Raw genomic sequence first — 25,810 nt, 5'->3', positions numbered from 1 at the left:
AAGCGCAGATGACCAATCCCCTCGACGCGCGCCGGCGGCGGCTCCACTTCCGCGCCTGGCACCGCGGCACCAAAGAAGCCGACATCATGATCGGCAGCTTCACCGACCGCTATCTCGCTGGCTGGGACGAAGCCGAAATCGCATGGATGGAAGCGTTTCTCGAAGAGGATGACGTGGAGATCATGGCGTGGGCGATCGGCACCGACACAGCGCCGGAACGCTGGCACGGGCCGCTACTGGATGCCTTGAAGCGGCTCGATTTTATGGTGGCGCCGGAGTGAAGAATTACATCGAGGTCATCGCCAAAGCCGGGGCGTCGTTGACGCTTGCGAGCGCGCCTGCCGGTTTCCAGCCGTGGCTACTCGCGGACCTCGCGCGTGCCGCGTTCGCGAAGGACGCGCGTGCGGTGTTCATCGCGCCCGACGACCTCGCCGCGCACCAGCTTCTCGATGCCGCGCACTTCTTCGCGCCGGAGGTGGAGACGCTGTACGTTCCGGCGTGGGACTCGCTGCCCTACGACCGCGCCTCGCCGTCCCTGCGCGTGGCAGCGGAGCGGGTGGCGGGGCTCGCGGGGCTGATGCGGCCCGTGAAGACGCCTCAGCTTGTCGCGACGACGGTGAACGCGCTCATTCAGCGCACGCTGCTGCCAGAGCGGCTTGGAAAGTTGAGTGCGCGGATCGCACCTGGCGAGCGCATCGACCGCGACGCGCTTGCCGAGATGCTCGTCGCAAACGGCTACGTGCGCACCGACACGGTGATGGACGCCGGCGAATTCGCGGTGCGCGGCGGCATCCTCGACCTGTTCCCGGCAGGCGGCGACCATGCGCTTCGGCTCGACTTCTTCGGCGACGAGATCGAGACGCTGCGGCTGTTCGACCCGGCGAGCCAGATGACCAGCGGCACCAGCGCGGGGTTCGACCTGCTGCCGGTTTCGGAAGCGCTGCTTTCGGTCGACAGCATCCACCGCTTCCGGCGCGGCTATGTGGACCTGTTCGGTGCGACCGCGACCAGCGACCCCCTCTATCAGGCGGTGAGCGACGGGCGGCGGCTTGCGGGGATGGAGAACTGGCTGCCGCTGTTCGAGGATGGGCTCGGCACGGTGTTCGACTATCTTGGCGCGGCCGATATCATCGTGCGCGACGAGGGCACGAGCCTTGCCGCCGAACAGCGCTTCGCCGCCATCGACGATTATCACGGCAACCGCGTTTCCGCGATGACGCGCGATCCGGGCAGTTACCGCCCGCTGCCGCCCGACGCTCTCTACCTGACCAAGGCCGAGTGGGATGTCATGCAGGAGGCGCGGCGCGTCCACCTCGCAACGCACTTCGCGCGGCCCGACGAAGACGCCGTGCTCGACCTCGGCGTGACGGCGGCGCGGGACTTCGCGCCCGAGCGCGCGGCGCAGGCGAACATCTACGAGGCCGTCGGCACGCACGTCGCGGCGCTGCACAAGAGCGGCCACCGCGTGGTGCTTGCAAGCTACACCGAAGGTTCGCGCGACCGGCTGCACACGCTGCTTGCCGACCATGGCTTCGGTCCGCTGCACATCGTGGAGAACTGGCAGGAGGCGCTCGGTGCCGCCAAGGGCGGCGGCGCTGCGATGGCGGTGCTGCCGATCGACCATGGCTTCACGACCGGCGAGGTCGCGCTCGTTTCCGAGCAGGACATGTTCGGCGACCGGATGGTGCGGCGCGTCAAGCGGGCGCGCAAGGCCGACGCGTTCATGGACCAGATTTCCATGATGACGCCCGGCGACCTCGTGGTTCACGCGGACCACGGCATCGGGCGCTACGAGGGGCTGACCACGATCGAAGTGGGCCGGAGCCCGCATGACTGCGTCCACCTGACCTACGCGGGCGGCGACAAGCTGTACGTGCCGGTGGAGAACATGGACGTTCTCTCGCGCTACGGATCGGACTCCGAAGGCGTGGCGCTCGACAAGCTGGGCGGCGCGAGCTGGCAGGCCCGCAAGGCGCGGATGAAGGAGCGGATTCGCGAGATTGCGAATGAACTCCTCAAAGTAGCCGCGGAGAGAGCGACTCGGCCTGGGAAGGTTTTCGAGGCGGAGGCGTCTACTTTCGGGGCGTTTGTGGACCGCTTCCCCTACGCCGAAACCGACGACCAGCTGCGCGCGGTGGATGATGTGGTGGCCGACCTTGCGGCGGGCAAGCCGATGGACCGGCTGATCGTGGGCGATGTCGGCTTCGGCAAGACCGAGGTGGCGCTGCGCGCGGCGTTCGTGGGTGCGATGGCCGGGCACCAGGTGGCCGTGGTCTGCCCGACGACGCTGCTGGCGCGGCAGCACGCGCAGAACTTCCGCGAGCGTTTCGATGGCCTGCCGGTGAAGATCGGGCATCTTTCGCGGCTCGTTCCGGCAGGCGAGGCCGCGCAGACGCGCGCGGGGCTTGCCGACGGCAGCGTCGACATCGTGGTCGGAACGCACGCGCTTTTATCGAAGAACATCAATTTCAAGCGGCTCGGTCTTGTCATCGTGGATGAAGAGCAGCGCTTCGGCGTGATCCACAAGGAGCGGCTGAAGCAGCTGAAATCCGACGTGCATGTGCTGACGCTGACCGCGACGCCGATCCCGCGCACGCTGCAGATGGCGATGTCGGGGCTGCGCGACATGTCGATCATCGCAACGCCGCCCGTCGACCGGCTGGCGGTGCGCACCTACGTGATGCCGTGGGACGAGGTTGTGGTGCGCGAAGCGCTGCTGCGCGAACATTATCGCGGCGGCCAGAGCTTCTTCGTGACGCCGCGCATCGCCGACATTCCCGAGATCGAGGAGTTCCTGCGAAGCCACGTCCCCGAGGTGAAGTTCATCGTCGCACACGGGCAGATGGGGTCGACCGAGGTCGAGGAGCGCATGTCGGCCTTCTACGACAAGCGCTATGACGTGCTGGTTTCCACGACGATCATCGAATCTGGGCTCGACATTCCGAGCGCCAATACGCTCGTCGTCCACCGCGCCGACATGTTCGGCCTCGCCCAGCTTTACCAGATCCGGGGCCGCGTGGGCCGATCGAAGACGCGCGCTTATGCGTACCTGACAACGCCCGCGAACCACATGATCACCGAGACCGCGACGAAGCGGCTGCAGGTGCTTTCGAACCTCGACACGCTGGGCGCGGGCTTCCAGCTTGCCGCGCAGGATCTGGATATTCGCGGCGCGGGCAATCTGCTCGGTGACGAGCAATCCGGGCATATCCGCGAGATCGGCTTCGAGCTGTATCAGGACATGCTGGAAGAGGCGATGCTGGCAGCGCGCGCCGACGCGGCAGGGCTCGACCGGCCGCGCGAGGCGTTCAGTCCGCAGATCGCGGTGGATGCGCCGATCCTCATCCCCGAGAGCTACGTGGGCGACCTCAACCTTCGCATGGCGCTCTATCGCCGTCTCAACGACATCGACGAGGTGGCGGGCGTGGAGCCGTTCGCGGCCGAGCTGATCGACCGCTTCGGGAAGCTGCCAGATGAGGTCAGCAACCTTCTGAAGGTCATTGAAATCAAACTGCACTGCAAGGCCGCCAACATCGAGAAGCTGGAAGCCGGACCCAAGGGCGCGCTAATCGCCTTCCACGCCGGGAGCTTCCCGAAGCCAGGCAAGCTGATCGAGTTCGTGCAGAAGAATGCGCAGGTGGCGAGGCTACGCCCCGACCACAAGCTCTTCATCGGTCGCGATTGGCCGAGCCCGGCAGCGCGACTGCAGGGTGGGCTCAACGTGGCGCGGGCGATGGGGAAGCTGGCGGGTTAGGTTTGCTTAAGTTTCGGGGCGTAGCCTCGGGTGTGTGGCCAGCATTCCGCATACCCCGCTCAGCACGCGCGCCTTTTGGTCGGTCACGGCTATCATGTCGCTCTGCGTCTTCGGCACGGTGTTCCTGTGGGACGGCGTGCCCCTTGCGGCGCCGTCTCCGGACGGCGGCTCCACATTCACCTGCTCGGCGCCATACGTTCACGACGGGGACAACATCAACTGCCGGGGAATACGCCGAGGGCGTCTGTACGGCATCGACGCCCCGGAAATGCCGGGCGCGTGCCGACCGGGGCGCCGCTGCACGCCCGGTGACCCCTATGCGAGCCGCGATCATCTGAGGTCGCTGGTGGCGGGCGATAACGTGCGCTGCGAGCAGCTGGAAACCGACCATTACGGCCGTGCCATCCTTCAGTGCTGGTCGGGCAGCATCAACCTTTCCTGCGCGCAGGTGAACGCTGGCCATGCCGTGAAGCGCTACGGCTGGCTGCGCTGCGGAGACGCCAGCTAGCGGAACTGCGGACTTGATGGGCCTCTGGGCGCATGCCATCAGCGCCTTTGAAGCCTCATCCCCCTGCGGCATTCGTGGAGGAGAGAACAGGTGTTCAGTCACATCATGGTCGGCGCGGACGATACAGCCGCCGCAAAAAAGTTCTACGACGCGACGCTCGGTGCGCTCGGCATTCCGCCGGGCACAATGGATGACAAGGGCCGCATTTTCTACATGACGCAGACCGGCATCTTCGCCGTCACGAACCCCATCAACGGCGAGCCCGCCAGTTGCGCCAATGGCGGGACGATCGGCTTTGCCGCAAAATCGCCCGCCGAAGCCGACGCCTGGCACGCCGCCGGCGTGGCGAGCGGCGGCACGACCTGTGAAGATCCGCCCGGCGTTCGGGAAGGCAGCTTCGGCAAGCTGTATCTCGCCTATCTGCGTGACCCCGCCGGCAACAAGCTCTGCGTGATGCACCGGCTGGGCTGACGAAAACGGCGTGCCCGGCTTCCGGGCACGCCCCGGTTTCAGGCGGCGGCGAGCACCGCCGCCTGCCTCAGCGCCTCGATCGGCTGCGCGCCGACCACGGCGACCTTGTTTGCGAAGATATGCGTGGGAACGCCGCTGACGCCCATCGAACGGGCCCGATCCGCCTGCGCATCAATGATGTCCCTGTCGGCATCGCCGGCGAGAAGCCCTTCCAGAATGGCGCGGTCCATGCCTGCTGATGCACCGATGTCGGCGAGGACAGCGGCATCCCCAATATCACGGCCTTCGCTGAAATAGGCACGGAACAGACCTTCGGCGACGGTGTCCGCGCGCGCCTGCCCGCCCGCCCAGCGCACGAGGCGGTGCGCATCGCGGGTATCGGGCACGCGCTCTACGCGGCTGTAGTCGATATCGAGGCCGACGCCCTTCGCGGCGGCAGTGACACCCGCCCCCAGTTCCTTCGCACGCGCGTCGCTGCCGAACTTCTGGCGGACGAACGCCGCGCGGTCGACACCGCCTTCGGGCATGTCCGGGTGGAGCAGATAGGGGTGCCAGCGGCGTTCTATGTCGGCCTCGCCCGCGAAGGTATCGAGATGGCGCTTGCCGATCCAGCACCACGGGCAGACGAAATCCGAAACGACATCGATAGTGATCGCCATGAAAAGCCTCCCGCACGGGAGCCGGATCAGGCGGCGACTGCGACCTTCCGCGCCTTCAGCGACGCAACGAGGGCCCGCGCATCGGCATCGCCATCCCAGCAGGCGAGATTGTAGCCGATCCTGAGCGCGATGGAAGCACCGCCCGGCAGATCGACTTTCTGGAGGCGAAGGACGTTCGCAAGGCGGCGGATCGCGACGTTCGCACTGGCATAGCGCGTATCGGGGAACTGCACGAGGATGCGGCTGCCGGAGAGGCGCGTCGCCATGTCCTCCCCGCGGATGCAGCGGCGGACCATGTCGCCGACGCGGCGCATCACGATGTCGCCCGCGAGATAGCCGTGCACGGCATTGATCTCGTCGAGGTTCTCGATCGTGAGCCCCGCCACGGCGACCGGAAGCGAGAGTTCGGCGCAATCCTGCAACGTTGCCTGCAGATGCGCCATGCCGAAACCGTGCCCCGCAAAGCCGGTGAGGCCATCGCGGATGACCATCTCGACATGCTGCGTGTAGCGCACGGCAAGCGCGGCGCGCAGCGCCTCGAGCCGCTTGAACGAGGTGAGGTGCACAGAGAGCTGCTCGCTCGACAGGCAGGTGGGCGCGACATCGGTGACGCCGGCGTTGAACACCATATCGAGATCGAGCTTCCCGACGTCCGGCGTCGCGAGCAGCACGGGGAGATTGTAAAGCGCGGGAACGCGGCGCATCCGGTCCGCGAAATCGATCGCGCTCCTGGGGTCGACCGCCGAGCAGAGCAGCACGGCATCAAGCCCACCGCGATAGAGGAGCGCGCGCGCCGCCTCCGGATCATCGCAGATCGTCGCCTCGGTGCAGGACCGGACGGCGCGGTTGAACTGTTCGGCGCAGTGGGCGCTCTGATCGAACTGCATGAGCAGGACCGAGGCCCGGCGGCTTGCGATCACGGGCTCGGCGGGGGCGAGGAAAAGCCCGTCGCCGCTCGTGAAGCCGCGCGCGGTCGCCTGGCGGCGGACAAGCTCGCGGCGCATCGTGGAGAGGCGCAGCAGAATGGCGACGCGGCTCGCGACCTGTGTCGGATGCATCGGCCGGTGAATGATATCGTCGAAACCTGCGTGCTGGAGATCGCGGTGAAGCGCGGCGGTGCCATCTTCGGTGAGCGCAACGAGCATCATGCCCTCGCGCTGTGTCCACCGCTCGGCGCTGCGCGCGAAGGTGGTGACGGCGGCAATGCCGATTTCTGCGCCCGCGAGCACGATGACAAGCTGGTAGCGCCCGCTCGACGCGAGTGGGATCGCTTCCATCCACGAGGTGGCCTGCACCTGGGTGAACTTGTCGGCCGCGATCTTCGCGACGCCCGCTTTCGCGTGCGCTTCATCCTTGCCGACAACGAGTACGCGATTGGCCTGCACGAACCAGCCTGCCCCCTGTTAGAGCGTTAACACAGAGCTTTCTAAGGGACGGCAGTTAAGGATTGGTCAAGCGGCGCGGGCGCGCTGCCAGTTTTCCACGAACCCCGGAAGGTCGCCGAGCGCGAGCGGCGGGCTGCACAGATAGCCCTGATACCAGTTGCAGCCTTCGCGCACGAGCGTTTCGAGCTGGCTCTCGGTTTCGACCCCCTCCGCGACGACGACCATGCCGAGTGAACGCGCCATATCGACGACCCCGCGCACGATCACGCGGTCGCGCGTCGAGCCCGAGAGATCGGTGACGAGCTTCTTGTCGACCTTGAGGATATCGAGCGGCAGTGACTTCAGGTAGGCGAGCGACGAGTAGCCGGTGCCGAAATCGTCGATGGCGACGCTGATGCCGCGCTGACGGAGCTTGGAGAGGATTTCGGACGCGTGCTCCAGATCCTCGACGAGGCCGCCCTCGGTGACCTCAAGCGTCAGCCGCGCGGCCGGGAAGTGGCTGTCGGCGAGCGATTCCACGACGATACGCTCGAAATCGGCCGCGCGCATGTCCGCCGCCGTGACGTTGATCGAGAGCCTGAGATCGCGCAGATGCTCGGGCCACGCCGCCGCTTCGCTGCACGCCTGACGCATGATCTGCTCGCCGAGCCGCGTGCCGAACTCGGCGCGCTCCGCGATCGCGAACAGCGTTTCGGCAGGCAGCACGCCGTAGAGCGGATGCTCCCAGCGCACCAGCGCCTCGACGCCGACGATGCGGTTGGTGACGATATCGACCTGCGGCTGATAAAGCAGGCTGAGGCCGCGCCGTTCGGCCGCGGCACGCAGGTCCGCCTCCAGGCTGGCGAAGCGCGCCGGGTTGCCGTGCTCGTCCGAAAGGAAGACCTGGAAGCTGTTTGGATCCAGTTCCTTCGCGCTGGAGAGCGCGGCGCTCGCGCGCTGGAACAGTTCGTCCGCAGTCGTTACCTCCTCGTCGCTCGCGGCGATGCCGAGACGGCACGAAAGGTGAATGACGCGCCCGCCGACGATGAACGGCTTCTCGAAGCCCTTGCCGATGCGCTGGCTGAAGAACACCGCCTGATTGAGCGTGATCGGTCCCGCAAAGGCGACGGCGAACTCGGCGCCGCCCAGACGCGCGGGAAGTTCGCTTTCGGCAGTCTGGTCGTTCAGAAGACGGCGCAGGCGGCGGCCGACGGCCTGCAGCAGCGAATCCGCGACCGCGCGGCCATAGGCGGCGTTCACCTGATCGAAGCGGCTGATCGCGAACATCACCACGATGCAGGCCGGGTTGTGCCCTGCGCGCGTGTTCAGCTTCTCATCCACCCACGCGCGGGCGTGGCGGAGGTTCGCAAGGCCGGTCAGCGTGTCGAAATGCGCGGAAAGGCGACGTTCGATCAGCGTGGAATCAAGATCCTCGACCGTGGCGGTGAGCCCAATCACACTGCCGGCGGCATCGCGCGTCGGCCGTATGTGGTGAACATAGGTGTGCGGCCGCCCATCGAGAACGAGGCGGTGCTCGACCTCCCCGGGGACGCCCGCCTGCCAGATGCGGCGGACGGCGCGGCGTGCCTGCGCCCGCGCGCGCCGATCGAGCCGCAGGAAGGCATCGTCGAGCGAAAGCCGGTCGGTGTGCGGCGGATCGCCGATGAGCAGCGCGAGCGGCGGGCCGATGCGGACGAAATCGTCGCCCACGCTCCATTCCCAACGCGCCGTGCCGCCGATCGAGGCCTGCGCGGAGGCCACCGCCGCCTCGGCGCTCGTCTTCTGCATCCGCCGGATCGAGCGCTCGACGAAGCGCAGCGACTGACCGAGTTCGGACGCGCCAAATGGGCTGATCAGATAGTGCGTGGCGCCCGCCGTATAGACATCGCCAAGCGAGGCCGCGTCGCTGCGCGACAAGAGCACCAGAAGGCCGCCCCGCCGCTCCTGCACTGCCTGCGCAAGCTGCTCGACCTGCTGCAGGCCCCGCTGAAGCGCGCCGCGCGCGTCGACAATGGCGATCAGCGCTTCCGACGCGGCATAGCGACGGGCGGCATCGTCGGGCCGGAGGCTGACGATAACCGGACGTCCTGTCGCCTCAATGGCATCCTGCGCTTCGCGCCGGTAGCGGAATGAGGCGAGAAAGACGGGCGCTGAAAGCGATGAGCCGTGCATTTCACCTCGTGTGGAGACCGCAGGGCTGTAACACTATCACGGCGCCCTGCAAAGGCCAGCGTCGAGACGGCCGGAACCGCCGCCATCAACGCCAAAACTTGCCCCCCGCCCCCGGCACGACTAACTCTGGAAGATGATGCAGGATGTGAGCGCAGAGACGGCCGGGCAAAGCCCGCTGATCGACCCCTTCGGGCGGGCGGTGACGTACCTGCGCGTTTCCGTGACCGATCGCTGCGATTTCCGCTGCACATACTGCATGGCGGAAACCATGCAGTTCCTGCCCAAGTCCGAGGTGCTGAGCCTTGAGGAGATCGACCGCATCGCGTCGGCCTTCATCCGGCGCGGCGTGCGCAAGGTGCGCCTGACGGGCGGCGAGCCGCTCGTGCGGCGCGGCATCGCAAGCCTCGTCGATTCGCTCGCAAGGCATCTGGGGCGCGGCCTCGACGAGCTGACGCTCACCACCAACGGCAACCAGCTCGCGAAGCACGCAGAAGCGCTTGCCGCCGCAGGCGTGCGCCGCGTGAACGTGAGCCTCGACACGCTCGACGCCGACCGTTTCCGGCGCATCACGCGCTGGGGCGAGCTGCCGCGCGTGCTGGACGGCATCGCCGCTGCAAAGGCCGCCGGGCTCGCGGTCAAGATCAACACCGTGGCGCTGCGCGGCATCAACGAGGACGAACTCGGCGACATGGCGGCGTGGTGTGGCCGCGAAGGGCACGACCTCACCTTCATCGAGACGATGCCGATGGGCGAGATCGACGAAGACCGTACCGACCACTACCTGCCGCTTTCCATCGTGCGCGCGGAGCTTGCGAAGCGCTTCACGTTCCGGCCGACCGATTATGTGACGGGAGGCCCCGCGCGCTATGTGGAGGTCGCGGAGACGGGGCGCAGGATCGGGTTCATCACCCCCCTCACCCACAATTTCTGCGAAAGCTGCAACCGCGTGCGGCTGACCGCGACGGGGCGGCTCTACATGTGCCTGGGGCAGGAAGACAGCGCCGACCTGCGCGCCGCGGTGCGCCGCTCGCCATCGGACGCCGACCTCGATGCAGCGATCGCCGAGGCGATCACGCGCAAGCCCAAGGGCCACGACTTCGTCATCGGGCGCGGCGGTCCCCGCGCCGCTGTTCCCCGCCACATGAGCGTGACGGGCGGATGACCGGAAAGCTCCCCGGCAAGGTGGCGCTCGCCATCTCGCCCACCCCCGCCGCCCGCGAGGCCGCGGCGGCGATCCTGCCGCTCTACGACTGGGCAAGCGAGGCCGAAGCCGACATCATCCTCGCGCTCGGCGGCGACGGCTTCATGCTGCAGACGCTCCACGCCGTGCTCCATCGGCGGCGGCCCGCAAGCGTCTTCGGCATGAACCGCGGCACGGTCGGCTTCCTGATGAACGAATACAGCCCGGACGGCATCGCCGAACGCATCGAGAACGCGCGCGCGTTCAAGCTGCACCCGCTGCAGATGGATGCGCGCACGATCAGCGGCGACCGCATCGTCTCCCCCGCGATCAACGAGGTCTCGCTGCTGCGCGAGACGCGGCAGGCCGCCAAGATCGAAATATCCATCGACGGGCGCGTGCGCATGTCGGAGCTCACCTGCGATGGCGTGCTGGTGGCGACGCCCGCAGGCTCGACCGCCTATAATCTCTCGGCGAACGGCCCGATCCTGCCGCTTCAGTCCGACCTCCTCGCGCTGACCCCGATCAGCCCCTTCCGTCCCCGCCGCTGGCGCGGCGCACTGATCCCCGACGCATCGGTGGTGGAATTCCGGATGCTGGAGGCCGGAAAGCGCCCGGTGAGCGCGGTCGCAGACCAGCTGGAAGTGCGCGATGTGGACGTCGTGCGCATCAGCACCGACCGCTCGATCACGCTGGAGTTGCTGTTCGACCCCGAATACGCGCTCGACGACCGCATCGCGATGGAACAGTTCCTGACCTGAACAGTGTCCTCAGGTTATGCATTCCGGGCTTGGCAGCCGAAATTTCCGCTGATATACGCCGCCGCCTGACATCGTTCCCCGGTAGCTCAGCGGTAGAGCATCCGACTGTTAATCGGACGGCCGCCTGTTCGAATCAGGCCCGGGGAGCCAACCTTTCCTGACATTTCGCAACGCGACCGGCCCTCCGCTGAGAGGCGCGCTGAACGTTTTCCTGCATCGCATTGATACGAAAACGGTTCAGTGCGTCGAGCGTGAGTGCATCGAGCGCCGTGCCCCGCCGCTTGCCATCACGATCGGCCGCGAGGTTGATGATGCCTGCGAGGTCGCCGTGAAGGTCGACCACGAGCCCGGTTCTGTCCTCGTTCGGGGTGAGGATGATCCTGTCGATAAGGGATCGCAGCGCGTCCGCTGCCTCGGTTCTGCGGTCGCTGCATCCAAGCAGTCGCGTCAGTTCGGTCACCTCGGTCCGATAACGTTCGGACATCGACGGGTGCATCAACACAGGCGCCCGCGGCGTTTCGCTCAAAAGCCGGTCAAGCTCCTTGCGACGGGCGAAGTTCGCATTGAACTCGTTCTTCATGTCCTCGCTCGTGTAGCCGTCACCGACGGCCTTCACGATCCGGTCGCGACGCCCCTGCAGACGGTCCCGTTCGGCCTGCCAGGCGTTGATCGTTGCATTTCGTTCGGAGCGCAGCCGGTTCACATGCTCCATGTACTCGCGGCAGAACTCGGCACAGAGTTCGGGACGCATCAGGTGCTGTTTAAGCGCCGTGAGCACTGCACCCTCGAGCACGTCCTGCCTGATCCGCAGCGAGTTGCGGCAGGTTCCCTTGTTCTGGGATGTCGAACAGCCGTAATGATTACGGGCCGACTTGCTGAAGCCGCCACCGCACTCGCCACATTTCAGAAGGAACGACAGCAGGTTCCGGGGCCGCCGCTTGTTCTGAAGGCTGAGCGACGAATGCTGCATGCGCTCCTGCCGCGCCTTTGCCCTGCTCCAGAGAGCCTCGTCCACAATGCGAAGTTCGGGCACGTCGTGGACGACCCATTCCTCCGGCGGGTTTTCCCGTGACAGCCGCACACCCGTATCAGGATCCTTGACCTTGCGCGTGCGGTTCCAGATCCGGCGCCCGTTGTAGAGCTCATTGTTGAGAATGCCGGTTCCGCGTTTCGGATTGCCGTTGAGCGTCGACTGCGTCCAGCCTGCACCGGACGGGTTCGCGATGCCCTCGCGATTGAGCATCGCCGCAATCCGGCGAGGACTGACACCGTCGGCATATTCCTTGAAGATACGCCGAACCACCACAGCTTCCGCGGCATCGATCTCAAACTCGCCGACGGATTTGATGCGGTAGCCGTAGGGCAGTCCGCCACCCGACTTTCCGCTCTCGACGCGCCCGCGCTGACCCCGGCGCGTCTTGATCGCCAGATCCTTCAGAAACAGGGCATTCATTGTGCCTTTAAGACCAATGTGAAGCTCGCTGATCTCGCCTTCCGACAGCGTGTGCATGTCGACTTCGGCGAAGAGCAATCGCTTGCGGATGGTGGCGACATCGGCCTGGTCGCGGGATAGGCGATCGAGCGCCTCGGCCACGACAACGTCGAACTTTCCCGCCTGCGCATCGATGAGCAGCATCTGAAGTCCGGGGCGCATCATGTTGGCGCCGCTCATGCCATGGTCGGTGTAGATGCGCGCTTCGGCTACATCCCAGCCGTTCCTCAGCGCAAACTCCCTGCCTCCCCGCACCTGATCCTCGATCGATGCATCGCTTTGTAAATCACTTGAGTACCTTGCGTAAATCGCTGCTCTTTTCATGGTCATCTTCACCTGGTCTGCCGGGTTGAACACCGTGTTCGAGCAGCAGGCCGTAGTCGCGTTCGGCCGCTACTCGAGCCATATGACGTACCAAAGCGCAAAGACCCTCGTGCGGCGGTGTCGATTTCACCTTTCTGCCGCCAATTTTCCTACGAGGGTGACGCGTTCGCACCACGATGCTCCGATGCTTTCCCACAGTCCAGATAGTAAAGAAGTAATATAAAGAACAAATATATCGAATATTTTCGAAATATATTTCGATATTTTCCCAACAATAAAATCACTTAGCGCCCAGTTTCTTCCTTCTCCTTGAAAATTCGCGATCTCCCTCGAGAAAAGCATCGAGAATTGCGGGGACGAGAGACGATACGGACTCTTCATTGCCGTAAAAATCCTTGTACAAGCCGGCATATGCACGCAGCTTCTCATCGAGATCCGGCATAATCGTGATTGCAAGTTTGATCGGCGTTTTGTCCGGAAGCTTCGGAAGCCTGATCATCGCTTCCCTCCTTCCCATGGCGAGAGGATCAGGTCCTCGTGCACGAGGACGCGGAGCGGCCAGCCGGCCCGCACTGTCAGCGTCGGCTGGATACCGAGCGCTTTCGCCACGACCTGATCGCCGGCGCGCGCCGTGCCCTGCTGCGCGGACTCGCGCAGCGCCTCGACAAGATCGCTTTCACCCTCAATGCTGAGCTCGGCGCCAACCCCGAGCAGGCTGGAGAGCAGAACGCCTTTGAGGAGCGTGCCCCCGTGCCGGTCGATGCTGTCGCTGAGGCCTGCGTAGCCGGCAGTATCCGCCGCGGGCATGTTGCCGAGCGCGACCGAGGCACCTCCCGGCATGATCAGACGCTCCCAGACGACGCGCACGCGGCTCTGCCCGAAAGCGACCGCATTGTCGTAGCGTCCGACTAGCCGGGCGCCCTGCGGAATGAGCAGAACGCGTCCAGTCGCTGTATCGTAGACACCTTCGGTCACCTGCGCTGTGACGAGACCGGGAAGGTCGGAGTTCAAACCGGTTAGAAGACTTGCGGCAATGACGCTGCCGGCGCTCAGCGTATAAGGCGATCCGGACGGCACAAGAGCTTGCGGAAGCGTACGCCCGTTCGTCTTCATCAGCGCGTCGGCATGGTCCTCGATACCGGGTCTGTCCGGCTCCCCGGGCTCAGCCGACGCCAGATCGGATGAAATGCCGACCCCCGCCGCTATTCCGCTGCCCAAGCTTCCGCGCCGTTCAAGCCGTACCATGACACCCGAAGCCCGCGCCGCCTGCAACTCTGCCGCGCGTCGCTCTGCCTCGGCGGCAGCAGCGTCGGACACCGGGGTTAACGGGGCTTCGGATTCCAGCCCCGCCGACCGGCGATGCGCCAGAATGGGCCTGCCAAGGTCACCGGGAAGCGGCGGCCCGAGCACGGGAATCTCCGCATAATCCTTTGGCGCGCCGGCGAGAACATCGGCGACGCGCTCGTGCCGCGGGCGCAAAGGAAGCTCGACCGGGTCGCTGCGCGCCGGCTGTGCCGGCTCGAGCCCGAACCAGAGAGCGGCCAGGACAAGTGAAGCCCCGGCGCCGACGAGGCAAACGATGACGCCGCGCCTGAACCGGATGACGCGGGGCGGCCGCCCGCGCAGTACGAGCGTTTCAGGGTCAAGCTTGGGCGGCTGCGGCGCGACCTCGCTTGTCGCTTCTACCGTGTCCGGCGTCATGACGGCCTCCGCCGCTTGCCGGTCTGGCCGTCGCGGACGATCCGCACGATGGTCTGGGGCTTTTCGCCAAGCCGAAGTTCAGCGACGTCGAACAGGCGGTCGACAATATAATAGCGTCCTGTCATCCGGTAGTTGACGAGCATGGCGCTGCCTTTCGCGTCGAGCACGAAGAGTGGCGGTGCCTCGCTCGCCGCAATGGCCGGCGCGAACGCAATGAAGGTCTGGCGACCATCGTCGAATACCTGCTGCGGTCGCCAGACGGGGCTGTCGCCGCTGATCGTATAGCCGAACGACAGATCCTCGAGCATGAGACCGGACGCGGCGGGCGTCCGCGCTGCGGCGGCGGCTTCGGCACGGCGGAGTGCCAGCAGTGCATCCTCGGGATAGGTCCACGAAAGCGCGGTCATTGCGCTCGCCGCCGTGCTCGAGAGCAGAAGATGATAAGCGCGCCGGTCGGTCGTGATGACGACATTGGTCGAGAGACCCGGCGCAAGCGGCTTGACGAGGATATGCGTGCGCCTCGTCTCCCCCGCGCCGCTCGCCGTATCGCCGACCGTCCAGCGCACGGTATCGCCGGCAGCGACGGCGATAAGGGTCTCGCCGGGCTCGAGCATGATATCGGTCACCCGTTCGGGCGCTGCAAAAACCCGGTAAAGTGCGCCGGCGCTGTACGGGTAGACCTGAACGGCATTCAGATAGTTGTGGCTGCCCGGTTCCCGCAGTGCGGCGCGGTTTGCGGCGTCCACATTGTCTGCGGGACGTATCACAGAGACTCCCGATCGTGCCGCCGTGGGGATCGTAGGCACGTTGGAGCCTGCGATGCCGGGCGGTACGTGAAGTGATGATGCATCGGCACGTGCTACCGGCGCTGCTGTGCCGGTGCCGACGGCAATGCCCACCAGCAAAAGGGATTTGGAATATGATCGGTTCATGGTTCTAACCTCGTTTCTGTGGGGATGAGAGGATCACCCATCGCTTCCGCAGGCGTTTCCACGGGGACGGGCTGTGCAGGCGGCCCCGCGCTTTCAGGCTCGATCTCGCGGTTCCAGTCGATCGCGGTGACGTAGAGTCCAAGCGGGTTTTTGCGGAGGACATCTACGGAGCGCGGGGGCCGGACGTCGAAGGTCAGGATTGCGGTCCAGCGCTCGGTTCGTGCAAGGCTGCCATGCTGATAGCGGCGTTCGGTCCATTGCAGCTGAAACGAGCGCGCCGAGGCGCGCAGCGCGCTCGTCACCTGCACCGAGACGCTGCGGTTTCCGATCTCCGCGAACGGATCGTTTTCGCGTGCGTACTCATCAAGAAAGCGCGCGCCGCGCTCGTCCGCAAAATCATAGGCGGCGAGCCACGCCTCGCGCATCAGGACCGGATCAAGCGCCACGCTGCGGACGTTCTTGATGAACCGCGCAAGATGCCATGCGATCTGCGGGTCGCCCGGAGTATAATCCTGCGTCGCCGGTACGGCCGCGAGTGCCTGACCGAGCCGGTCGACTTCAACCACGTAGGGCACGACGCGAGACTGCTGCGATTGCCAGATGAGCGCAGCGGCGAGTCCCGCTGCGAGCGCGAGGTTGCCGAGCGCCATCAGGCGCCAGTTGCGTGCCTGTACGCGCGCGGATCCGATACGCTCGTCCCAGAGCTGACCGGCACGCTGGTAGGGCGTTTCCGGTTCGGGCGTCTGCCCGTAACGCTGTAGGCTTCGTTTGAAGATCATCGTTCAGTCCCTTTCGCTGATGTCAGGAGCGGCGCCCGCACCGCCGCGGTCACCGTCGCGGAGCGCATGGACCACGGCATGGCGGCGCTGGCGCTGGATCTGCCGGGCGTGGAGCGCCTGCGCCCAGGCGGGAGCGGATTCGCCGGAGGCATTCGCGCCTCTTGTGGGCGCCATCCCGGCCCGCCACGCAGCCTTGCGCCCGCGCTCGGCGGCGGCACCGACCCCGAGCGCCTCACCGGCCCGCCGGACGGCACCGGCCTTTGCGGCCCAGGCAACTCCGCCCAGACCGCTTCGCATCGTGGTCGTGCCCGAAGTTTCCTGGCCGAGCTGGTAAGCGGTCGAGGCAGCAGCGCCCATCGTTGTCGCTGCCCGGATCGCGCCGAGTGTCCCGCCTGCGAGCCCGCGCGCCGCTGCAAGTCCGGCTGCGCCGCCCATGGCAAGTCCGCCCGCGGCGAGCGCTGCCGTGCCAAATGCCGTGCCGGCGCCAAGCTGCGGTGCGCCCGCGAGAAGCCCCGAGGCAATGCCGGGGCCGAAGACGCCAAGGCCGAAAAGCGCGAGGCTGGCGAGCACGAGGCTCATCGCTGCGCCGATATCGGGCTCCGCGCCGGCAAGCGCACCCACGAAGTCGCCGAAGAAGCCTGAGCCGATGCCGACGATGACGGCGAGCACCATCACCTTGACGCCCGAGGCTACGACATTGCCGAGCACGCGCTCGGCGAGGAAGCCGGTGCGGTTCCAGAGTGCGAACGGCACGAGCACAAAGCCCGCGAGCGCGGTCAGCTTGAATTCGAGGATCGTGATGAAAAGCTGGACCGCGAGAACGAAGAACGCGGCGATGACGATCACCCACGCGATCAGCAGTACGGTGATGACGAGCACATTGTCGAAAAAGCTCGCAATACCCAGCATTTTGCTCGCCTGATCAAGAAGCGGCCAGGCCGCCTCGAACCCTGTGCCGGCGAGACGTCCGGGCTTCAGGAGGTCGTCTGCGCTGATCGTGCCGCCGCCGGCGACAAGCCCGAGCCCCGCAAACGATCGGAAGACGATATCAGCGAGCACGGGGAAGTTGTTCAGGATGAGCGCGAAAGCCCCCACATAGAGGATTTTCTTCACGAGCTTCGCGATGACATCGTCCTCGCCGCCGAGCGCCCAGAACAGCCCGGCGAGCGTGATGTCGATGCCGATCAGCATCGTGGTGAGGAACGCCACGTCGCCGCCCAGCAGGCCGAAGCCGCTGTCGATGTAGCGGATGAAGACATCCAGAAACCGGTCGATGACGCCGAGGTCGTCCATGTGTTCGCTCACGCTTCCTCAAAGCTTTGCCGCGGATGCCCCCGGGCCTGGAGGCGACAGTCCATACGGGGACATCCGCGGCGAGACGGCGGCAGCCGGGAGGGGTGGAGCTGCGCCCGTCTCAACTCATTCGTAGGCCTTGCCTGATCCCAGAAAGGCGCGTGTCGCGGCGCGCGCGTCGCTTTCCGCCTGCGCGCGCCGTGCGAGCTCGGCGCTTTCGCTCCGGAACTGCGCGGCAAGCATCTGCTGCATTTGCAGCTGCTGTTTCGCGGCAAGCGCGAGCAGCTGGTTCGTTGATTGCTGCGCCTGCAAACTGCCCTCGGCGTCCTGGCTTCGCGCGATGATCGCGGCGAGTGTCCCGGCATCCGCCTCGACATCGGCTGCGATGCGGTTCTGCACGTCCATCGTATGACGAAACGCTGCCATGCTCACTTCAAGGCGACCGCGCGCGGCGCGCACATGCGCGTCGCTGCCCGCGGCCGCATCGAAGGCGTCCGGGAACAGCTCCCGAAACTGCGCGTCGAAGTCCGCGATCTCGAAGCCGATCCCGCTCGCGCGCTTCATCAGCGTATCGATTTCGGCAAGACGCCGGGCGAGTACATCGACCTCTGGAAAGGCCGCGCGCGAAAGATTCTTCGCCATGTTCGTCAGCATCAGCGCTTCGTTCTGCAGCGACCGGATCTGGTTGTTGATCTGGGCGAGCGTCCGCGCGGCAACGAGAAGGTTCTGCGCATAGTTGGCACTGTCGAACACCGGGATCGCAAGCGCCGGCCCGGGGAGCGTCAGCGTCGATATGCCGAGCGCGCACCAGAGGGCACCGCGCAATAGCCATGTGTGCGAACGGGTTTTCATGGTCGGTCTCCCTGCTTGTCGGGGGCGGAAACAGCGCCTGGAAAATCGGCGAGCAGCGCCGCGGCCCAGTCGAGACCGGCGCTTTCAAGGAGGTGAGCTGCAAAGCCATCCGGGCCATGCGCGGCGAGAATCGCGTCGATGCGCGCCTGCCCGGCCGCGTCGGAGGTACCGCAGAACGTGCGCGCGACGGGTCCGAGCCCGAGTTCGAACAGACGGTTGCCGCGCGCCGACTGCAGATAATATTGCCGCTTCGGCTCCGCGCGCGCGATGATCTCGAGCTGCCGGCCGCTGAGCCCGAAGCGCGCATAGGACTCGCGGCTCTGCGGCTCCAGCGCGCGATCATTCGGCAGGAATATGCGCTGCGGGCAGCTTTCAATGATTGCAGGCGCAATGGCGCTGCCAGCGATATCTGCAAGGCTCTGCGTCGCGAATACGACCGCGACGTTCTTCTTGCGCAGTGTCTTCAGCCATTCGCGAAGCCGCGCCGCGAACAGCGGATGGTCGAGGAAGACCCAGGCCTCGTCGAGGATGAGGAGCGTCGGGCGGCCATCGAACCGCGCTTCGAGGCGATGAAACAGATACGCGAGCACCGGCGCTGCGGCACCCGGCGTCCCCAGGAGCGCCTCGGTTTCGAAGCATTGAAGGTCGGCGATGGCGAGCGCGTCGTCAGCTGCATCGAGAAGTGCGCCGTAAGGCCCTTCGAGCGTGAACGGCGCGAGCGCCGCGCGAACATCCTCCGATTGCAGAAGCAGTCCAAGCCCGGTCAGCGTCCGCTCGGCAGGCGGCGCGCCAGCAAGGCTGGCGAGCGCCGACCAGACCGTCTCCCGGATCTCCGGGGTCAGGATCAGCTTTTCGTGCGCAAGAAGACCGCAGATCCAGTCGTCCGCCCAGGCACGCTCGGCGGGTACGTCGATGTGCCTCAGGGGCTGAAAGGCGAGCACGGCCTCGTTCGCCACAAGGCCAAGATCCGCGTATCCACCGCTGCACGCAAGTGTTGCCGCGCGTGCTGAACGCCCCTTGTCGAACAGGAAGACCTGCGCGCCGTCGTACCGGCGGAACTGCATCGCGAGCAGCGAGAGGAGCACCGATTTCCCCGCGCCCGTCGGGCCGATGACCATCATGTGCCCGACATCGCCGACGTGCGTCGACAGGCGGAACGGCGTCGATCCACGCGTTTCGGCGTGGAATACCGGCGGGCCGTCAAGGTGGGCATTCTGCTCAGGGCCGGCCCAGATCGCGGCGAGCGGCATCAGATGCGCAAGATTGAGCGTATGGACAAGCGGCTGGCGGACGTTCGCGTAAACGTGACCGGGGAGCGAGGAAAGCCAGGCCTCGACGGCATTCACCTCTTCGCGAATGGCCGCAAAACCGAGACCGTTCACGATGCGCAGGACCGCTCGGACCTCTTCGTCGGCGCGCGTGCGGTCCCGATCTGCGACCGTGATCGTCGTCGTCAGATAGCCGAATGCCACGCTGTCTTCGCCGAGCGCCTGAAGCGCAAGGTCGGCATCCTCGACCTTGTTGCCGGCGTCGCTGTCGAGGAGTTGCGCGGGCTGGTTGTACATGATCTCGCGGAGCAGCGCGGTGATCGACTTGCGCTTGTTGAACCATTGCCGGCGGAGCCGCGTCAGCACACGCGCCGCGTCCGCCTTGTCGAGCGCAATGAAGCGCGTCACCCATCGGTACGCAAAATCGGCGTCGTTCAGCGCATCGAGAAGTCCCGGGCGGCTGACCCCCGGAAATCCGGTCAGCGTCAGTGTGCGTATATGAAGATCGCCGAGCCTTGGCTCGAGCCCGCCGACGAGCGGCGTGTCGACGAGCAGCCCGTCGAGGTACATGGGAACGTCGGGCACAATGATGGGATGCGGGCGCGCGGATATGGCGCTGTGCAGGTATGTGAGCGTTTCAGCGTCGCCGAGTGCGCGCATTTCAGGCATGAAGCCCGCGAAAAGATCGAGCGCGCGGTCGGTCTCGGCGATGAATTCGCGAAGCGCATGCCGCCAGTCGCGGCCCTTCTGCCCGGCGTCGCCACTGCCGCGTTCGAGCAGCACCCTCCCCGCCGTATCGACCTGATCGGCCGGGGGCATAAATACGAGCGTCAGATAGTACCGGGTTTCAAAATGCTGCCCGGCAGCCTCGAACGCGGCACGGCGTTCCTCGTCGACGAGCCACGAAGCGGCGTCGGGGAAACGGCTTGAAGGGTAGCCAGGCGCTTCCTGGCGCGCGGCCTCGAAGAAGAGCGCCCAGCCCGATCCGAAACGCCGCAGCGCATTGTTGGCGCGCGCGCAGACTGAAACAAGCGCCGCCTCGCCCGCGCTTTCGAGATCGGGGCCGCGGAACGCAAGCGTGCGCTGGAAGCTCCCGTCCTTGTTGAGGACGACGCCGGGCGCGGCAAGCGCCGCCCACGGCAGATGGTCTGTGAGCCGATCGGCGCGGTGGCGATATTCATGGAGCGCTAGCACGACCAGTAACCCTTCTGGCGTATGTGACGCGCAAGTACGGTCGCGAAGTCGGGGTCGCGCCGCGCGGCGAACACGCCGAGCGTATGACCGAGCGCCCAGAGCGCGAGCCCCGCGATCCACTGCTGCAATCCCAGCCCGAGCGCGGCGGCGGCAGTGCCGTTCACGATCGCGATCGTGCGCGGCACTCCGCCAAGCAGGATCGGCTCGACAAGCGCGCGGTGCATGGGCACCTCAAAGCCTTCGGGCGGGGCATCGATGTGCACACTCATCCGACAAGTGCCCCGCCACCGAAGCTGAAGAACGAGAGGAAGAACGAGCTCGCGGCAAACGCGATCGACAGGCCGAAGACGATCTGGATGAGCCGCCGGAATCCGCCCGCCGATTCGCCGAACGCTAGCGTGAGGCCGGTCACGATGATGATGATCACCGCGACGATCTTGGCGACGGGTCCCTGCACCGATTCGAGAACCTGCTGCAGGGGTTCTTCCCACGGCATGCCGGAACCTGCCGCATGGGCGCTGGTCGCAATGCCCACCCCAAGCGCAACGATTGCCGCGTGGACGAGGGCGCAGCGGCACGAGAAATTACGGGTCATCATTTGTCTCCTTGCTCGGGATGAATGGGTGTGACTGACCAGACGCCGGCGGCATCGAGGCCGTGGACGCCGAGAATGCTGCTCACGCGCCGGCCGGGACCGCGCCCGGAAATGAACACGACCATGTCGAGCGCATCGGCGATGAGCCGGCGCGGCGCGTTCACAACGCTCTCCTCGACAAGCTGTTCGAGCCGGTCGAGCGCTGCCAGCGCGCTGTTGGCATGGACGGTCGCAATGCCGCCGGGGTGACCGGTATTCCAGGCCTTCAGCATGTCGAGCGCCTCTCCGCCCCGCACCTCGCCGATGACGATCCGGTCGGGCCGCAGGCGCAGCGTCGAGCGGACGAGGTCGGCCATGCTGACGCTGCCCGGACGGGTCCTGAGGGAAATGCTGTCGCGTGCGGCGCACTGCAGTTCGCGTGTGTCCTCAATGAGGATGACACGCTCGTTGATACCCGCCATTTCGGCGAGCAGCGCGTTGGCAAGCGTCGTCTTTCCCGATGAGGTCCCGCCCGCGATCAGGATATTGCGGCGCCCGGCGACAGCGAGCGCCAGAATGCGCGCAGCCTCAGCCGTCAGAACACCCGCCTCGACATAATCGAGAAGCGTGAAGATGCGCGCCGCCGGCTTGCGGATCGAGAAACAGGGTGCGGTCGAGACCGGCGGCAGCACGCCCTCGAATCGCTCCCCTGCCCCGCCCTTGTCCGCCGGCAGCTCCGCCGAGACGATGGGCGCCCCCGCATGCACGGGTGTCCGCGCGCCGCTGGCGACGAGGCGGATGATGCGTTCGACGTCGGTGGCGCCCATTCGCACGCCGGTATCGACGCAACCCTCGCCTGCGATGTCGAGGCGGAGCGCACCGTCGGGATTGACCATGATCTCGAGGACGCGCGCATCGCCGAGCGCGGCGCCGATCGCCGGTCCCATCGCCGTTTGCAGCATCGTGCGGCGCCGTTCGAGGGCGATCGCGGGGCTCATGCGGCAATCTCCGTATCGCCGTCCTCGTCCGCCGCCTCTTCGAAAGCGAACGCGGATTTTCCGGCGGCAAGCTGCCGCCCCAGCTGCCCGATGAAGGCCTCGAATTGCTGATGTCCGAGTGCGAGTACGGCCGCGCTCGGGTCCGGCGCTCCTGCCGAAAGGATGAGCTGATGCCGGACAAACAGGCCAAACGCCTCGATGAGCACGCCCAGATCGCGCTGCAGGTGACCGACATTTCGCGACAGCCGGTCGAAGCGCGGTTTGATCAGCGCATCGATCTCACGCTGTGCGCGCCGCGCCATGTAGGCGGCAATTGCCTCGGTCGCGATCTTCGATTTGTTTGTCCCCGGCGCCGCCGCCATCGCCGTCAGCGCGTCGCCGATCTCGCGCTCCAGATAGAGGTTGTGCCGCGTCTTCATCGCGTCAGATCCCCGGGACGAGGTCGCGACCGCGACCCTGATTCATCGCATGCGCGCGCTGCACGCCCTGCTGCTGGCCCCTTCCGGCGGCGCGCGCCTGATCCATTGCCAGCTTGTCTGTGGCCGCATCGGCGCCGCCGCCTACATGGGCGCGCTCGGGCGCTGGCTGCACAGCCTTCACCTTTCGCGGCTTCTGTCCCGGCACCCGCTGGCGCTGAAGTCCCCCGTCTCCGGCTTCGGACACGTCTGGGGTGGTCTTCGGACGCTTAATGAGCGGCCTCGGGCCATATCCTTCCCAGTCGTGGACGCGTAGAACCGGCCGATCTGAATAAACGTCGCCTTCGAGCCTCGGCGCCGGCAGCAGGCGCTGCGTGAAATTGGCATCGGCGTAGTGGCGCAGCTTTTTCGCGCGGATCGGCGCTAGCCCCGACACCATGACGATCGCATCGGAGGGCGGCAGCTGCATGACCTCGCCCGTGGTCAGCAGCGGCCGCGCGGTTTCCTGGCGGCTGACCATGACATGCGCGAGCCACGGCGCGAGACGGTGGCCAGCATAGTTGCGCATTGCCCGCTGCTCGGTTGCTGTGCCGAGGGCGTCCGAGATCCGCTTCGCGGTGCGCTCGTCGTTGGTCGCGAACGCGATGCGGACATGGCAGTTGTCGAGGATAGCGTTGCTCTCGCCGTAAGCTTTGGCGATCTGGTTGAGCGACTGCGCGATCAGGAAGGCACGGATTCCGTAGCCCGCCATGAACGCGAGCGCGGATTCGAAGAAGTCGAGCCGCCCCAGCGCCGGAAACTCGTCGAGCATCAGAAGCAGGCGGTGACGGCGCCCGTCCTTCGCGCCCTCGAGATCTTCGGTCAGCCGCCGTCCGATCTGGTTCAGAACAAGCCGGACGAGCGGTTTTGTCCGGGAAATGTCGGCGGGCGGGATGACAAAATAGAGCGAGACCGGACGCTCAGCCTCGACAAGATCGGCAATGCGCCAGTCGCAGCGCGACGTGACCATCGCAACCGTGGGATCGCGGTAGAGCCCGAGGAATGACATCGCGGTCGACAGGACGCCCGAGCGCTCGTTCTCGCTCTTGTTGAGGAGCTCGCGCGCCGCCGATGCAACCACCGGATGGACCCGGGGCGCCTCTGCAGTGCCAAGATGGTTGGTCGCCATCATGCGCCCGAGGGTCGAGACGAAGCTCCTCTCAGGGTCGGAGAGGAGCGCCGCGACGCGGGCCAGCGTTTTCTCCTCCTCGGCGTAAAGAACATGAAGAATCGCGCCGACGAGCAGGCTGTGACTGGTTTTCTCCCAGTGATTGCGGCGTTCAAGCGCGCCTTCGGGATCGACAAGCACATCGGCGATGTTCTGGGCGTCGCGCACTTCGTGCTCACCGCGCCGCACCTCAAGCAGCGGATTGTAGAATGCCGAGCGCACATCGGTCGGGTTGAAGAGGAGACAGTGGGAAAACAAACGCCGCCAGCCCGCGGTCAGCGCCCAGTTCTCGCCCTTGATATCGTGGACTACGGCCGAACCGGTCCAGCTGAGCAGCGTCGGAACGACGAGGCCCACGCCCTTGCCCGACCGCGTCGGCGCGAACGCCATGACGTGTTCGGGGCCGTCGTGGCGGAGGTAATGCCGTCTGAAACCACCCAGAAATACGCCGGAGCATCCAAACAGCCCGGCGCGGGCGATTTCCCGTCGTCCCGCCCAGCGGGCTGAACCATAGGTCGTGACCCGGCGCTGTTGGCGGGCCCGCCACAGCGAGCCGCCGATAGCCGCAGCGCAGCCCAGAAATCCACTTCCCCCGGCAATCAGACCGGCTTCGTCGAAGATTTCTGGCGCATACGCCTCATAGTGGTACCACCACAAAAAGATCGACCAGGGATCGTAGATGGGTGTGCCGAAGAGGTTGAACCATGCCACCCCGAGCGCGCCCTGATAGCCCAGCATCGCCGCAGTCCACTGTGTCGCCGCCCACACGCCCAGCGTCATGACGGCAAGAACCGCCAGCATCTGGCCAATGAGAAGTTTTGTGGGCGTCATCCCGCACCTCCCGACGGGCAAAAGCCGCGTCTTCACGAGTCGGGATGATCAGATCTGTGGGCAGTCCGGGACAGTACAGTTTTGATGCATATTAGTGCTTATTGACGCAAACAGCTCGTTTCTTGCCCGGCATTAGGGGTTCGACTGCAACGTCGGACTGACCGGAACGGCGGCTTCGGAGATCAGAAAACGGGACGGCAGACATTCAAATGCGTCGGTGTCGACGTCTCGAACCGACCAACACGAGCCGTTCCGAAGCAGTTGCAGGAACGTCCGCTCAAGCCCGAACCTGCCATTACCTACGGACGCGACGCCAACAGGATAGGGGTTGCAACCGTCGCACGAAAGTTTATACGTCATTTGTCATAGATACGAAAGTGCGCCAGATGCCGCATCGACCCCTCGTCCCGCTTGATCTGCTGACCCGCTCAGCCGACCTCGAACAGCTGTTACGGTTCTTTCAGGCGCTCGATGAGGAGATGGTCGCGGCAACCGCTGATGCGGTCCGGACGATTCCCGAGGCGAACGTGCCGTCCGCAAAGCAGGCGCGAGGCACGTTGCGGCGTCATTTCATGGAGCGGGCGGTCCGCGCCGCCGGAGCTCGGACGGCTCTTGAAGTCGGCACCAGCTGGACCACGCCCGCAACCTGGAGCTACCCGACGGTTCGGATCGGTGCTTTCACCCTGGTCCTTGGTTTGGTTTTCAGCCGCTACAACGGCGCGCCGCGCCAACTGCGGACGCGGTCCTCTTATGTCGAGACGTTGTGCGCCCGTAACGCACCGCTCGATCCCCAAGGCACGCTTTTCGAACCAGCGGCGGGTGCCGTGTCCACGCTCATCCCTGACGGCGCGTTCGGCGGCCTGATCGTCTCGGAACACAACGCAGCGACGCCGGAGATTCCTTCGTTTGTAGGTTTGTGGGTGCCATCGACTGACCTGAAGCAGCGCTATCACAGCTACTCGTTCGAGCAGATCATGGGGTATTTGCGCGAGAAGATCGCGGGTACGAAGAAGCCTGTCCGCAAAGCCGTACAGCGCAAGCTGCCGAAACTCAGGAAAAAGCCCGCACCCAAGAAGTGAC

At 65.8% G+C, this 25,810-nt stretch carries 23 protein-coding genes and 1 tRNA gene; 8 read left to right on the top strand and 16 right to left on the bottom strand.

The genetic code is table 11. The features are described from left to right. Positions 1 to 8 precede the first annotated feature (8 nt). The 4 genes from H2052_RS03310 to H2052_RS03295 all read left to right on the top strand — a co-directional run bounded on the left by H2052_RS03310 (position 9) and on the right by H2052_RS03295 (position 4,733). Positions 9 to 281: a succinate dehydrogenase assembly factor 2 gene (locus H2052_RS03310; protein WP_293778058.1), complete on the top strand. Its 273-nt coding sequence runs from the start codon at positions 9 to 11 to the stop codon at positions 279 to 281. Continuing rightward, positions 278 to 3,754: a transcription-repair coupling factor gene (mfd, locus tag H2052_RS03305; RefSeq protein ID WP_293778056.1), complete on the top strand. Its 3,477-nt coding sequence runs from the start codon at positions 278 to 280 to the stop codon at positions 3,752 to 3,754. Before H2052_RS03310 ends, mfd begins: the two co-directional genes overlap by 4 nt. Before the next feature lie 94 nt (positions 3,755 to 3,848). Continuing rightward, entirely contained in the window at positions 3,849 to 4,262 is a 414-nt protein-coding gene (locus H2052_RS03300) for a thermonuclease family protein (RefSeq protein WP_293778054.1), read from the top strand. Between the two features lie 90 nt (positions 4,263 to 4,352). Next, positions 4,353 to 4,733, top strand: coding sequence for a VOC family protein (locus tag H2052_RS03295; RefSeq protein ID WP_293778052.1), 381 nt, complete (start codon positions 4,353 to 4,355; stop codon positions 4,731 to 4,733). A gap of 38 nt (positions 4,734 to 4,771) precedes the next feature. Here the strand turns inward: H2052_RS03295 and H2052_RS03290 are convergent, their stop codons facing one another. The 3 genes from H2052_RS03290 to H2052_RS03280 all read right to left on the bottom strand — a co-directional run bounded on the left by H2052_RS03290 (position 4,772) and on the right by H2052_RS03280 (position 8,928). Continuing rightward, complete coding sequence (locus H2052_RS03290) at positions 4,772 to 5,392, bottom strand: DsbA family oxidoreductase (RefSeq protein ID WP_293778050.1); 621 nt, start codon at positions 5,390 to 5,392, stop codon at positions 4,772 to 4,774. 26 nt (positions 5,393 to 5,418) lie between these two features. Next, on the bottom strand, positions 5,419 to 6,777 hold the full coding sequence (locus tag H2052_RS03285; protein ID WP_293778047.1) for a diguanylate cyclase: 1,359 nt from the start codon (positions 6,775 to 6,777) through the stop codon (positions 5,419 to 5,421). 66 nt (positions 6,778 to 6,843) lie between these two features. Next, complete coding sequence (locus H2052_RS03280; protein ID WP_293778045.1) at positions 6,844 to 8,928, bottom strand: bifunctional diguanylate cyclase/phosphodiesterase; 2,085 nt, start codon at positions 8,926 to 8,928, stop codon at positions 6,844 to 6,846. 136 nt (positions 8,929 to 9,064) lie between these two features. On the opposite strand from H2052_RS03280, the gene moaA reads away from it, so the two are divergent. From moaA to H2052_RS03265, 3 genes are all read left to right on the top strand, one after another. Further along, positions 9,065 to 10,090 carry a GTP 3',8-cyclase MoaA gene (gene moaA / locus H2052_RS03275; protein ID WP_293778042.1) on the top strand — a complete coding sequence of 342 codons (1,026 nt, stop codon included), beginning with the start codon at positions 9,065 to 9,067 and terminating at the stop codon, positions 10,088 to 10,090. Then, positions 10,087 to 10,869: an NAD kinase gene (locus H2052_RS03270; protein ID WP_293778039.1), complete on the top strand. Its 783-nt coding sequence runs from the start codon at positions 10,087 to 10,089 to the stop codon at positions 10,867 to 10,869. The genes moaA and H2052_RS03270 overlap by 4 nt, the downstream gene beginning before the upstream one ends. Positions 10,870 to 10,944: 75 nt before the next feature. After that, positions 10,945 to 11,019, top strand: a tRNA-Asn gene (locus H2052_RS03265). Here the strand turns inward: H2052_RS03265 and H2052_RS03260 are convergent. The 13 genes from H2052_RS03260 to H2052_RS03200 all read right to left on the bottom strand — a co-directional run bounded on the left by H2052_RS03260 (position 11,003) and on the right by H2052_RS03200 (position 24,730). Further along, positions 11,003 to 12,691 (bottom strand): recombinase family protein, encoded by a 1,689-nt coding sequence (locus H2052_RS03260; RefSeq protein ID WP_293778435.1) that lies wholly within the window; start codon positions 12,689 to 12,691, stop codon positions 11,003 to 11,005. The genes H2052_RS03265 and H2052_RS03260 overlap by 17 nt on opposite strands. A 274-nt stretch (positions 12,692 to 12,965) precedes the next feature. Next, positions 12,966 to 13,184, bottom strand: a complete 219-nt coding sequence (locus H2052_RS03255) for a DUF2274 domain-containing protein (RefSeq protein WP_271256913.1) — start codon at positions 13,182 to 13,184, stop codon at positions 12,966 to 12,968. Continuing rightward, positions 13,181 to 14,386 (bottom strand): TrbI/VirB10 family protein, encoded by a 1,206-nt coding sequence (locus H2052_RS03250; RefSeq protein WP_293778034.1) that lies wholly within the window; start codon positions 14,384 to 14,386, stop codon positions 13,181 to 13,183. Before H2052_RS03250 ends, H2052_RS03255 begins: the two co-directional genes overlap by 4 nt. Beyond that, positions 14,383 to 15,153, bottom strand: coding sequence for a P-type conjugative transfer protein TrbG (gene trbG / locus H2052_RS03245; RefSeq protein ID WP_293778032.1), 771 nt, complete (start codon positions 15,151 to 15,153; stop codon positions 14,383 to 14,385). The genes H2052_RS03250 and trbG overlap by 4 nt, the downstream gene beginning before the upstream one ends. Before the next feature lie 161 nt (positions 15,154 to 15,314). After that, positions 15,315 to 16,097, bottom strand: coding sequence for a conjugal transfer protein TrbF (gene trbF / locus H2052_RS03240; RefSeq protein WP_271256916.1), 783 nt, complete (start codon positions 16,095 to 16,097; stop codon positions 15,315 to 15,317). Positions 16,098 to 16,100: 3 nt separating this feature from the next. Beyond that, on the bottom strand, positions 16,101 to 17,390 hold the full coding sequence (gene trbL / locus H2052_RS03235) for a P-type conjugative transfer protein TrbL (RefSeq protein ID WP_271259255.1): 1,290 nt from the start codon (positions 17,388 to 17,390) through the stop codon (positions 16,101 to 16,103). Between the two features lie 126 nt (positions 17,391 to 17,516). Beyond that, positions 17,517 to 18,242 (bottom strand): P-type conjugative transfer protein TrbJ, encoded by a 726-nt coding sequence (trbJ, locus tag H2052_RS03230; RefSeq protein WP_293778028.1) that lies wholly within the window; start codon positions 18,240 to 18,242, stop codon positions 17,517 to 17,519. Then, positions 18,239 to 20,704, bottom strand: coding sequence for a conjugal transfer protein TrbE (gene trbE, locus H2052_RS03225; protein ID WP_293778027.1), 2,466 nt, complete (start codon positions 20,702 to 20,704; stop codon positions 18,239 to 18,241). The genes trbJ and trbE overlap by 4 nt, the downstream gene beginning before the upstream one ends. Beyond that, positions 20,698 to 20,973: a VirB3 family type IV secretion system protein gene (locus H2052_RS03220; protein ID WP_293778024.1), complete on the bottom strand. Its 276-nt coding sequence runs from the start codon at positions 20,971 to 20,973 to the stop codon at positions 20,698 to 20,700. The genes trbE and H2052_RS03220 overlap by 7 nt, the downstream gene beginning before the upstream one ends. Then, positions 20,970 to 21,299 carry a TrbC/VirB2 family protein gene (locus H2052_RS03215; protein WP_184070424.1) on the bottom strand — a complete coding sequence of 110 codons (330 nt, stop codon included), beginning with the start codon at positions 21,297 to 21,299 and terminating at the stop codon, positions 20,970 to 20,972. Before H2052_RS03215 ends, H2052_RS03220 begins: the two co-directional genes overlap by 4 nt. Continuing rightward, positions 21,299 to 22,276, bottom strand: coding sequence for a P-type conjugative transfer ATPase TrbB (gene trbB / locus H2052_RS03210; protein WP_293778018.1), 978 nt, complete (start codon positions 22,274 to 22,276; stop codon positions 21,299 to 21,301). The genes H2052_RS03215 and trbB overlap by 1 nt, the downstream gene beginning before the upstream one ends. Further along, complete coding sequence (locus H2052_RS03205) at positions 22,273 to 22,695, bottom strand: CopG family transcriptional regulator (RefSeq protein ID WP_293778015.1); 423 nt, start codon at positions 22,693 to 22,695, stop codon at positions 22,273 to 22,275. The genes trbB and H2052_RS03205 overlap by 4 nt, the downstream gene beginning before the upstream one ends. Positions 22,696 to 22,699: 4 nt before the next feature. Beyond that, entirely contained in the window at positions 22,700 to 24,730 is a 2,031-nt protein-coding gene (locus H2052_RS03200; RefSeq protein WP_293778013.1) for a conjugal transfer protein TraG, read from the bottom strand. 377 nt (positions 24,731 to 25,107) lie between these two features. Here H2052_RS03200 and H2052_RS03195 point away from each other — a divergent pair, with 377 nt between their 5' ends. Continuing rightward, positions 25,108 to 25,809, top strand: coding sequence for a hypothetical protein (locus H2052_RS03195; RefSeq protein WP_293778010.1), 702 nt, complete (start codon positions 25,108 to 25,110; stop codon positions 25,807 to 25,809). Position 25,810: the final 1 nt, after the last annotated feature.

Source organism: Sphingosinicella sp. (assembly GCF_013911755.1).
Classification (GTDB): domain Bacteria; phylum Pseudomonadota; class Alphaproteobacteria; order Sphingomonadales; family Sphingomonadaceae; genus Sphingosinicella.
The sequence above is the reverse complement of the archived record's forward strand: the minus strand, read 5'-3'. Positions and strand labels throughout refer to the sequence as shown.